The organism is Nostoc sp. UHCC 0251, from assembly GCF_034932245.1.
Classification (GTDB): domain Bacteria; phylum Cyanobacteriota; class Cyanobacteriia; order Cyanobacteriales; family Nostocaceae; genus Nostoc.
In genome coordinates this window covers 1-10,842 of sequence record NZ_JAYGHD010000125.1, presented here as the reverse complement: position 1 = coordinate 10,842, position 10,842 = coordinate 1, and the positions used below count along the sequence as shown (strand labels likewise).

The following is a 10,842-nucleotide window of genomic DNA, read 5'->3' as shown; positions in this document are numbered from 1 at the left end:
AAGGGGAAGGGGAAAGGGGAAAGAAAAAACCTTTAACCTTTACCCTTTAACCTTTACCCCAAACCCAATGCCGAGTTAAAAATGCTTAACCGAGCAGTATTGCCTCTGCCCCCCTGCCTCTTATCAGTGGGTTTGCCATTGCAATGTCTGGGCGATCGCTCTGGTGTCTAAAATCCAGCGATCGCCTGGCAGAATACCTCGAACAAAATTTAGCAGTTTGTTTGGGGAAAGGTCGGTTGGTGCTGATTGTGCTTGCTGTAAATCCTGCCACTCTACATCGTAGACATGAGCCACCAAAAACCCGATTACCTGATTTTGCAGTTCGAGAACTAGAACCATTGGCTTTTCTGGTCGTGACTGCCGCTTCAAAAGTGGCGCATAACCAAGCAAATGTTCCAAGTCAACCAGCCGCAGCATCTGTCCTTGCCAATTATAGAAACCTAAAATCCAACTTGGTAAGGCCGGGGCTGGGGAAATTTCTTGGCTAGCAAGATGAATAATGTCCTGTATTGAGTCAAATGGTAGCAATCCACTTCCTTGATTCCCCAAGGAAAAACGGAGAAATCTTTGCCGTTGTTCGCCTGATGTTAGCCCAGGAGGCAAGCTTGGGGTTGTTCCGGGCAACCCCAACTTATCAGCCAATATCTGGCTCATACCAAAAAGAAGTACTTTCAGTGGTTCCTCGTTCGGTGCTACAGGCAAAACAGCCATGTGGCTAACACAGCTTAACTCCGCCACTTGCCGATAAGACCACGGCACCGGACGCACTGCTTCTAAAGGAATATCGATTAAGGCAGGGGGCTTATCCACAGGAATGCCACAAATTTCCCCAGTCCGCGTTTGAGTCAGAAGTAAGAAGCGTCCTGAAGTGTCAACCGCAGAGGGAACTTGATGCGCCTGTTGGCCTTGTACTTGCTGAATGAACTTCTGGCGCAAGTCCACAATCGTAATGGTTTGCGCCCCCAAATCAACCATCCCGATACCACTTTCAACCGTACTGCTAATAGGGGGACAAGCCATCACCTTGAGAACTGCACCAACTGGCAGGGCAAATAAATAGTCTGCGATCGCAAAAACAACGACTCGCAGTGAGTCGCGTTCGCTCACAGCGCCAGATAATCGCTTAAACGGAAAGGGAGTGTTGAGCATAGCAAGGGTAAAGGGGAAAGGGGAAAGGGTAAAGGGGAAAGGGTAAAGGGGAAAGGGTAAAGGGGAAAGGGTAAAGGGTAAAGGGGAAAGGGGGAAGGGGTAAAGGGGAAAGGGGGAAGGGGTAAAGGGGAAAGGGTAAAGGGGAAAGGGTGCAAGCCCCTAAATTTTATTTATGGAGGGGAAAAAGATTCAATTCCAGACGGCTTTGTTGCGCGAGAATTGAGGCATCCTTACTTCAAGCCCCTAACTAAAGTTAGGGGGTTCCCTTTCCCCTTTCCCCTTTAACCTTTTCCCTGCCCGAAGGGCATTGACTGATTTATAGATTGAATTTGATTAGATAGCATACGGCTCAACTCTATAGCTTGATTAGAAAGTTGTGTATAAGTTGGTTGGTCTAGATAGCCCACTTCTAACGCTACTCTTAAAAGACTGCGAACTTCACCGGCAGACCCTTTAGCAATATTTAGAAAGTTTAAGTATTCTTTGCGAGAATATCGTTCAAATCCTTCTGCAATATTTGTAGGTATTGATACGGTTGCACGTCTTAACTGATCTCTTAAACCAAAGTCTTTACTCAGTTCACCTTCCTTAGTTCTTAAGTATATTTGCTTAACTAAGTCAATACCTTTTTGCCATACTTTTAAATCCTCAAAAGTTTCAATTTTTTTCCTTTCCATTCCTTCCCTTCCCCCTTACCCTTTCCCCCTTCCCCTTTCCCCTTTACCCATTAACCAGTTCAGCGATCGCGGCTAGAAAGCTCTGTTCTGAATAGGGTTTGGTCATGTAAGCTTTCGCCCCTAGAGCTAAAGCTAATTGGCGGTGCTTTTGTCCGCTACGAGTAGTCAGCATCACCACAGGAATCCCGGACAAACGCTCGTCTTGGCGATGGTGTTCTAAAAACTCAAATCCATTCATACGCGGCATTTCAATGTCACAAATCACTAAATCGACATCACTGTGTTGCACCAATTGAGCGATCGCCTCTCGACCATCGCCTGCTTGCAACACTTGATAATCGGCTTTTTGGAGCGTCTGCACCAAACTTTGCCTTTGGACAACCGAATCTTCCACGACTAACACTGTCAGTCGGTTAGGTTGAGCAACGGCTGTATTGACTTCCATCGGCTGTTGCTGCGGTTGCGTTATAGTTGCGGATTGCTGTGCCTCTAGAGCAAGAACAGGCTCAGGCGCGGGCAATATTGCAAGACTTGATGTCGGGGAAGTCGGCATCATATCTGTCTCCCAAGTTTGCCGAACTAACTCCAACGGGTCAACGATTAGGGTCAGACTACCATTGCCTAACACGCTGTAGCCTTGGATGTAACTAGGTAAAGTCAAGACTCTGCCGAGGGATTTAATTACTAATTCCTGCTCGACTAAAATCTGATCGACTTGCAAACACAGGTATTGATGCTCTGTTTCCAACAGCAACAGAGGTTCGACGGTGTTCCGTTGTTTGACTGGAAAAGGACTTAGGTTTAAATTGTGGTCTTGGGTGAATAAAGGGTATTTGTAATCCAGCAAATTCGCAAGCGAGCGGATGGGAACTAGTTGCTGATTTTGCCCTTCTCCCCACTGCCAAAATTTTTGGCTGCCTTGCCCGTGTAAAGATTGCTGGACTTGAATCTGCTCTGGCTGCGGTAATAAAACCTGGCTAACTCCTTCAGACAGCAAGCCATAAGTAATACCTTGAGATTGACAAACGAGCAAGCGTGCCGTTGTCAAGCTCAGGGGCAATTGCAGCATGAAGGTGGTTCCCTGCCCTGAAAGCGATCGCACCACAATCGAACCTTGTAAAGCTTGCAATTGAGTGCGAACCACATCTAAGCCAATACCACGGCCAGATAACTCACCAACCTGGTTGGCGGTAGAAAAGCCTGGTTCAAATAATAACTCTGCCAGTTGGTCTTCTGAGGCGTAGGCGGCTTGTTCGGGAGTCAGCAGGTGTTTTTCTATAGCTCGCTGACGAATGGATTCCCAGTTAAAGCCTCGACCATCATCCCGTACTTCAATAGTAGTGCGGTTGCCTTGATGATAGGCTTTAATTGTAATTGTTCCGGTTTCTGGTTTACCCTGCTGGCGGCGGGTTTCTACCGGTTCAATGCCGTGATCGAAGGCATTGCGAATCATGTGCAGCAAGGGATCGTACAACTGCTCAGAAATGGCTTTATCCACCAGTACTTTCGTACCGCCAAGCTTGAGTTCAACAGGCTTATGATAAGTTGCTACCATCTGTTGCAGGAGGCGGGGTAATCGATTCAACACTGTTCCCAGTGGCACCATTCTGGCTTGCAGCAAATCTTCTTGCGCTCCTGAAAGCAGTTGCTTGCGCTTTCCGAGACTGAAGCGAGATTGCTGAACTAAGCCATTAACAGCCTCAATCTGTTCTCCTAATTGCACCATGTCTTCTGTAAGATTTTGCAGGAGAATGTGCAACTCGCTATAGTTATCCATTTCTAAGGCATCAAAATTGGATTGTGCCTCGGTAGCAGAGATAACTCGTGGAGATCCATGTATATGTCGCTGCTTGCGTTCGGGAAGCAGCAGATGTCGATCTGACCAAGTAAAAACTTTACTAAGTTGTTGTTGACAGTACAAAAACTGTAATAGAGTGTCTTGAGCTGCTTTGTGGATGTGGTTAGATTGCAGGTTTTGTTGGTTTTCGCTGATTAGCAATTCCCCAATTGTATGGCTGAGGCGATCGAGCTGTTCGATCGCGACTCGGATACTGGGAAGTGATGCCGATGACTGAGCCTGGAGGCTTGGTGCTGGTGGTGGAGAAGCTGGCCGATCTGAGTCTGTGTATCGGCAGGATGTCTGTGGATCTCCGATCCAGATTGACTGTAAAATCCGATCTATGGGAGAGGGGGCTACTACCGAATCCTGAGAAATAGGTGCCAGTACCTCCGGTGTTTTCGGTAGGGAGTTATCAGTTCGCTTCGGGAAAAACGACCAAATTGATTCCGCTTCGCTGGCACTGAGGAGGGGGGATGGCTTATTCTCAGTTGTAGTCGTTTGTGTTGGTTGGGCAGCGATCGCAACTGGCTGCTCTTGCGGTTCTGGGATAGGAGTAATTAGCCCTGCCCATTCTCGCAATTGTGGAGATATTTCTCCCCCTTGAGTGCGATCGCCTGCAAGTACTGCTATTTGAGCTGCTTTAAAATTTTCTAAAGCCGCCTGAGCGATTTGCAATACTTTGTCTGGATGTGCTTTGAGCGCGTTTAGGGTCGCCTGGGCAATTTCTTCTAATCCCGATAAGCCATAAGATGCTGCTAGTTCGACAAAAAATTCGGCTTGGGAGTTGAGTGTTGTTTGGATTTGTTGCGGATTTTGGCTTTGAATGTCAGTTTCCATCTGTTGCAAATCCTGGAGTACACTCCCGGAAAAGATTGACTCTACGACATCAAAGCCAAGTTCTTCCGAACTGGGAAGCGGAGCCTCACGACCAAAAAAGTCGCCTAGTTTATGTTGAAGTTGGGCAAAGATTGAGGCAGTGCGATCGAGTATTTCTGCCTCATTGCAGGATAAGCCCATCAAAGCTGCACTCAATGGAGTTCGCAGGCACTCATAAGCATCTAGAAGCAAAGCACCCAATTCTGGATCGATTTCCAGTTCTGGAGCGTATAACGCTTGGAATACATCTTCCAAATGATGGGCAATTGTCTGAATAGTTTCTTGCCCAACACTGGCAGCACTCCCTTTGATAGTATGTGCGCTTCGCATCAAGGCATGAACTTTTTCTATTGTTTTTTCATCAAGTAAACCGATCAGATTCTGCTCAATGGTTTGCAACAACTCTGCCGCTTCCGCAAGAAAAGCCTGCTCTTGATTACTGGGATCGGGGTTCATAACACAATACGCTTGGTGTTAAGGAGATTTATCTGTTAAGGCAGGGGGGCAATACGGTTAGGATAAGCATTTTGAACTCAGAATTGGGTTTGGGGAAAAGGTTAAAGGGTAAGGGTTAAAGGTTTTTTTCCCCTTTCCCTTTCCCCCTTTCCCTTTCCCCTCCCTGTTCCCGCACGGAACAGGCTAGTCAACTTTGAACTGGCTAACGCTGGTTTCCAGTTGTTGTGAAGTCATCCGTAGTTCCTCAAAAGACTCGGAAATGTGGATGGCACTTTCTGAAGTCTTGCGGGCGATCGCCGAAACATCCATCATCGCCTCTGTCAACATCTGAGATTGCTGACTTTGATGGGAAACTGCTTGGGTAATTCCTTGTACTAGTCCACCAATTTCGTTGGTAGCTACTACAATCGCACTCAGGGAATGACGAGTCTCATCGATCAAGTTCGAGCCTTGGACAACTTGGCTAATCCCTATTTCCATTGCTTCGGTAACTTCGTTGGTGCCAGCTTGAATTTCTTGCACGAGTCGCTCAATTTCTGTGGTGGCACTAGCGGACTGATAAGCCAGAGAACGAACTTCATCTGCAACCACCGCAAAGCCTTTGCCATACTCTCCCGCACGGGTAGCCTCGATCGCAGCATTGAGTGCCAGCAAATTAGTTTGAGTGGCAAAGTTTTCAATCAGACTCACTACTTTCGAGATTTTCTGAGAAGCTTCACCGAGGCGTTTAATCTTCTTCGCTGTTTCGGAGACGGTTTCCCGAATCTCCAAAATGCCATCTACGGTTCTTTCCATCAGGGAATCACCAGCTTGGACGGTGTTATTAGCTCTTTGCACCGCCTGTCCGACTTTTTGAGCATCAGCAGCGACTATCTGGGTGGAAGTTACCATCATTTGTAATTGTTCCAGAGCGTGTTCGAGCCGTTCTGCCTGCTGTTGAGCTTGGTCAGATAGTTTCACTACTGAGATTGTGTTATCGCTGGAAGTTTCACTCACCCTGCCAGCAGCAATCTGCACTTGTCGCACTAAATCTCGCAAACTTTGGATCGTAGTATTGTAACCATCGGCGATCGTCCCAATTTCATCTTCAGATAGGGGCGCTCGAACGGTAAGATCGCCTCTGAAGGATGGTTCCAAAGCCATGAGAACGCGGATTGCTCCTTGTTGGAGTTTTTCGCGGGCGGTGCGTTCGCGCTCTGCTGCTTCTGCTAGTTGCTGCTCTTGAGTACGCACCTGTGTTAGGTAGTCTGCAAGATTGAGGGCAATACCAATCTGGACGCTGGCTTGGTTGAGAACATCTTCCTCGGATTGCTCCCACTGGCGCGATGCACTATTTTGATAAACTCCCATCAGCCCCCATAGCCGATTTTCTTGAAAAATCGGAGAAATCATGTAGGCTTTAGTTCCCCACATCTCTAACAATTGGATGTGACATTCGTCATGACCGACACTATATATATTGTCAACCCGCAAACTTTCTTTGCGGACATAACGCCCTCCTTGGTTGTACTGGAGATAGGTATCTCTAACTTTGGCAAGGCTAGTTCCTACCAGCTTAGGCCAATCCCCAGTCACAGACTCAACTACAAATTCTCCAGACCAATCAGGCTCAAAACGATAAACTCCAACTCGATCTACTTTCAGCAGTTGACGAAGTTCGTGGGTGGCAAACTGGATAAATTCCAGAACATTACCATGACTTTGGGCCATCTCTGTTAACCGACTTGGCAGGCGATAGGAAAATCGGGCGTTTGCTACTTCCCGTTCTGCCAGTTTGATCAGTTCCTCATTCTTGGTTAAGGTTTGTTGTAAGTATTGCGATTGTTGGACGGCAACCCCAAACTGCGTGCCGATTTTCGCTACCAAGTTGACTTCATTCTCTTGCCATTGCCGCGGCCCGCTATTTTGGTAAGCTCCTAACAAACCCCAGAGCTTGTTTCCGGCAATAATCGGGGTGATGATATAGGCTCTAATCTGAAATTGCTCGAGAATTTTCAAGTGGCACTGGGCATGGCCAGCAGTGTAAACGTCATTAATCACAAACGTCTCGTTGTTGCGATAGCGTCCACCTTGGGTTTGTTGTAGGTGTTCGTCTTCCCATATAGTCCTGATATCGGGGCCAACCAAAGCCACCCATTCACGACTTACAGATTCGGCAATAAACTCCCCACCCCAATCTGGATTGAAGCGATACACTGCTAGACGATCGCATTCTAAATGCGATCGCAATTCTGGTAGGGCATTGCGGAAAATTGTATCTAGCTCTTGAACTTGGCGAATTTTTTCTGACAGCCGTGTTAATGCTCGTTCCCCTTCTGCGGTTCTGGCTAACTCTGCATTCTTCTTCTTGAGCTGTTCGATATACTTAACCTGTTGCAAGCCTATACCCATTTGCACAGCTAATTTTCGCAACAGTTGCACATCCTTAGATTTCCACTCACGAGGGCCAGTATTTTGGTATGCTCCGATAAAGCCCCAGAGTTTGTTTCCAATAAAGATCGGAGCGATCGCGTAAGCCTTGGCCTGGATTTTTTCTAATATCTCTACGTAGCACTGAACGTGACCGGCAGTGGAGATATCATTGACAACAAAGGTTTCATGATTGCGATAGCGTCCGCCCTGAGTTTCTTGTAAGTGATCGTCCATCCAAATCGTTTTGATGTCGGAATCAGTTAAAGACAACCATTTATCTTTTACGGATTCGGCAACAAACTCCACACTCCAGTCGGGATGAAAGCGAAATACTGCTAGGCGATCGCACTGTAGTTGTTTGCGTAAACTTGGCAGCACATTCAGGAAAATTGTATCTGCCTCTTGAGCTTGGCGGATTTTTTCCACCATCCCTGTCAGCACTTGTTCCTCTTCTGCTGCCCGCGCCAACTCTGCATTCTTCGTTTTCAGTTCTTCAATGTACTCGGCTTGCTGCACGCTTAAACCCAACTGAATGCCCAATTTGGTCAGCAATCGCACTTCCTCGGAATTCCACTGGCGCGGGCCGCTATTTTGGTAAGCTCCTAGCAAACCCCAAAGTTTGTTTCCAGCAAAAATTGGGGCGATGGTGTAGGCTTTAACCTGGAACTGCTCAAGTATGTCGATGTGGCACTGGGCATGACCAACAGTATAGATATCATTGACGACAAAAGTTTCATTATTGCGATAGCGTCCGCCTTGGGTTTGCTGTAGGTGTTCGTCTTCCCATACAGTCTTGATATCGGGGCCAACCAGAGACACCCAGTCAGTTCCTACAGATTCAGCCATAAATTCACCACTCCAGTCAGAGTTGAAGCGATATATTGCTAGGCGATCGCATTTTAACAACTGCCGCAATTCTGCCAAGGTAGTGCGGTAAATTGTTTCTGGGTGTTGGGAATGAAGCATTCTCTCCGTCATTCGGGCGATGGCGTGTTCTACTTCAGCTACTTGGGTCATTTCGATATTTTTTAACCGTAGCTGTTCGATATATTCAGCTTGCTGGAGGGCAATGCTCAACGGTTCGCTAATCTGCAACAAAGCACCGGTCTCTTCCTCAGTCCATTTCCGCACATCAGAATTCTGATAGGCTGCTAACAAACCCCAAAGATTACCAGCGCGGAAGATGGGAACAATGATGTATGCTTTGGCTTGGAACTTCTCTAAAGTTTCTAAATAGCAAGGTGAAAAACCAGCAGCAGAAATATCGTTGACTTTACGGAAGCGCGTTCCTTTGGTGTACACTCCACCCTGCGTTTCCTTGAGATAGGTATCGGCATCAGGTTTAACAGGGGAGCCATAATCCTTAATATTGCAACGCTCTGAAGACATCAGACCTGTTTTTAAAATGCTGTCTTGTTCCTGCATCTCCACCAGTGACGACCAACCAGCAGCCACAGATTCAGCGATAACTTCTCCACTCCAGTCTGGATGAAATTGATAAACGACAACGCGATCGCATTTTAAAAATCGCCGCAACTCTTGGGTCGTAATCCGGAAAAGGGTGCGAAGATCCGTTGCTTGTCCAATCTTTTCAATGATGCCGAAAACAGTACGTTCTCGTTCAACAAGTTTGGCTGACTCCTCAGAGCGGTGATAAAGTTGTTGCTGATATTGCACCTGTTGAATAGTAATACTAGACAAAGTTGCAACCTGCACCATTAGGCGAACTTCACTATCTTTCCACTGACGAGGCTGAGAATTTTGATAAGCAGCCAGCAAGCCCCACAACTTTTCTCCCTGGAAGATGGCAACAATAATGTATCCTTTGGCTTGATAAGCTTCTAAAACTTTGATATAGCAGTCAGAAAAACCAGCACTGTAAATATCATTAGTGACTCGATAAATCTGTCCGCGATGGAAATTTTTGCCTTGGGTATGCTGAATGTAGCTATCTGCACTGTGCGATCGCCCTGTTGTCCCAGCCAATCCGCCTTCGTCTGCAAGGTTCCTCACACTGCAATAGTTAACGTTATTAACAATTGCTGGATTGTTTCGCTGTTCTTCTAATAGAGAAACCCACTCAGATCCAACAGATTCAGCAATAAATTCCCCACTCCAATCTGGCTGGAAACGATAAATTGCGACGCGATCACATTTTAGTGACTGTCGCACTTCTTGGGTGGCAACGCGAAAGATGGTATCCAAATCTTTGGACTGGAGAATTTTATTCGCTACACCGACCAGGATTTGGTCTTTTTCCACTTCTTGTTGCAACGCAGCCTGGATTGCGGCAACTTGCAGTTGCGCTTCTAATTCCTGCTCGATTAATTTTAGTAACTGAATTTCAGCATTCTGCCACTGGCGGGTAGCAGCGCATTGCTGCACTACCAACAAACCCCAAACCCCATCTTTTGTTAAGATTGGCAAGCTCAAAGAAGCTCTTACCTGAAACCGATCCACAAGCTGCTTTTGGTAAGGAGACAAGCTAGCAGTATGAGTATCTGCGATCGCGACTAATTTTTCTTGTTGATAAACCTTGGCAGAACCTAACCCAAAAGTGATGGCGGGCAGTTTTTCCTTCAGCATTGGGGTAAAGCCATCCCTCATCGCCTCCGCAACAACTATCCCCAGCGTCGGATTCGTAAACTCATACAGCACCACGCGATCGGCTTGCAGGGCGCTTTGTACCTCCATGACAACAGTGGTGAGCAAGCTATCTAGATCGGAGAATTGGCGGATTTTGCTAGCGATCGCTTGTACTTGCTCTACCTCTAATCCATCTCCTCCGTCTTGATATGGCAACACACTTAGCAGTTCTTTTAACTTGCGGATTCTCTCTCGCAACGGCCCTGTTTCCACCCAATCAGCTTGATCCAGTTCATTTCGCAATTCTTCTAGAGCAGAGGTGATTTGCTGTTTTGCTGGTACATCAACGGTATGCCCGTTATCGGTTTCCTTATAACCGTTGCTGAAATTTGACTGAGGTTGGCTAGGTCTAAGATTGTGTTGCGCTACCATGATCTTTCTTGCTATGAAGGTTGTCGGAGTTAATAAGTAGAATGCAGAGTAAACTTCTTGCAGAAGTCGGGAAAAGGGTAAAGGGATAAGAAATAGGGTTAAAGGTTAAAGGGGAAAGGGAAAAGGAATGAACAAGTCGCCCACGTTAGCGTAGCGGCATGAAGTGCGGGGCGAGGTTTTTACCTCCCAATAATACAAGGATTATTTCGCACACGAGGGCGAGGTTTTTACCTTTCCCCCTTCCCCCTTCCCCCTTCCCCTTCTTGATAAAAAAACCCTTTCCCCCAAGAGTGCAAAACTATTTTTGCAAGAGGTCTAGTAGTTCGCCAAGTGAACTTGGCGGGGTAAAGGGTAAGGGAGAAGGGGGAAAGGTTTTAAATCCCTTACCCTTTCCCCTTTCCCCTTTCCCCAGAC

The 10,842-nt window shown here is 46.8% G+C and carries 4 protein-coding genes; all 4 read right to left on the bottom strand.

Going from position 1 to position 10,842, the window contains the following annotated elements:
• Window positions 1-123: 123 nt before the first annotated feature.
• The 4 genes from VB740_RS14720 to VB740_RS14705 all read right to left on the bottom strand — a co-directional run bounded on the left by VB740_RS14720 (window position 124) and on the right by VB740_RS14705 (window position 10,428).
• Window positions 124-1,149 (bottom strand): chemotaxis protein CheW, encoded by a 1,026-nt coding sequence (locus VB740_RS14720; protein ID WP_323200730.1) that lies wholly within the window; start codon window positions 1,147-1,149, stop codon window positions 124-126.
• Window positions 1,150-1,430: 281 nt separating this feature from the next.
• Window positions 1,431-1,826, bottom strand: coding sequence for a four helix bundle protein (locus VB740_RS14715; RefSeq protein WP_323200729.1), 396 nt, complete (start codon window positions 1,824-1,826; stop codon window positions 1,431-1,433).
• 43 nt (window positions 1,827-1,869) lie between these two features.
• A complete protein-coding gene (locus VB740_RS14710) occupies window positions 1,870-4,998 on the bottom strand; it encodes a hybrid sensor histidine kinase/response regulator (RefSeq protein ID WP_323200728.1) in 3,129 nt (1,042 codons plus the stop codon).
• A gap of 183 nt (window positions 4,999-5,181) precedes the next feature.
• A complete protein-coding gene (locus VB740_RS14705; RefSeq protein ID WP_323200727.1) occupies window positions 5,182-10,428 on the bottom strand; it encodes a GAF domain-containing protein in 5,247 nt (1,748 codons plus the stop codon).
• Window positions 10,429-10,842: the final 414 nt, after the last annotated feature.

Coding starts and splice junctions, on each gene's coding strand:
- VB740_RS14720 (WP_323200730.1), bottom strand. CDS start 1,149: ATGCTCAACACTCCCTTTCCGTTTAAGCGATTATCTGGCGCTGTGAGC.
- VB740_RS14715 (WP_323200729.1), bottom strand. CDS start 1,826: ATGGAAAGGAAAAAAATTGAAACTTTTGAGGATTTAAAAGTATGGCAA.
- VB740_RS14710 (WP_323200728.1), bottom strand. CDS start 4,998: ATGAACCCCGATCCCAGTAATCAAGAGCAGGCTTTTCTTGCGGAAGCG.
- VB740_RS14705 (WP_323200727.1), bottom strand. CDS start 10,428: ATGGTAGCGCAACACAATCTTAGACCTAGCCAACCTCAGTCAAATTTC.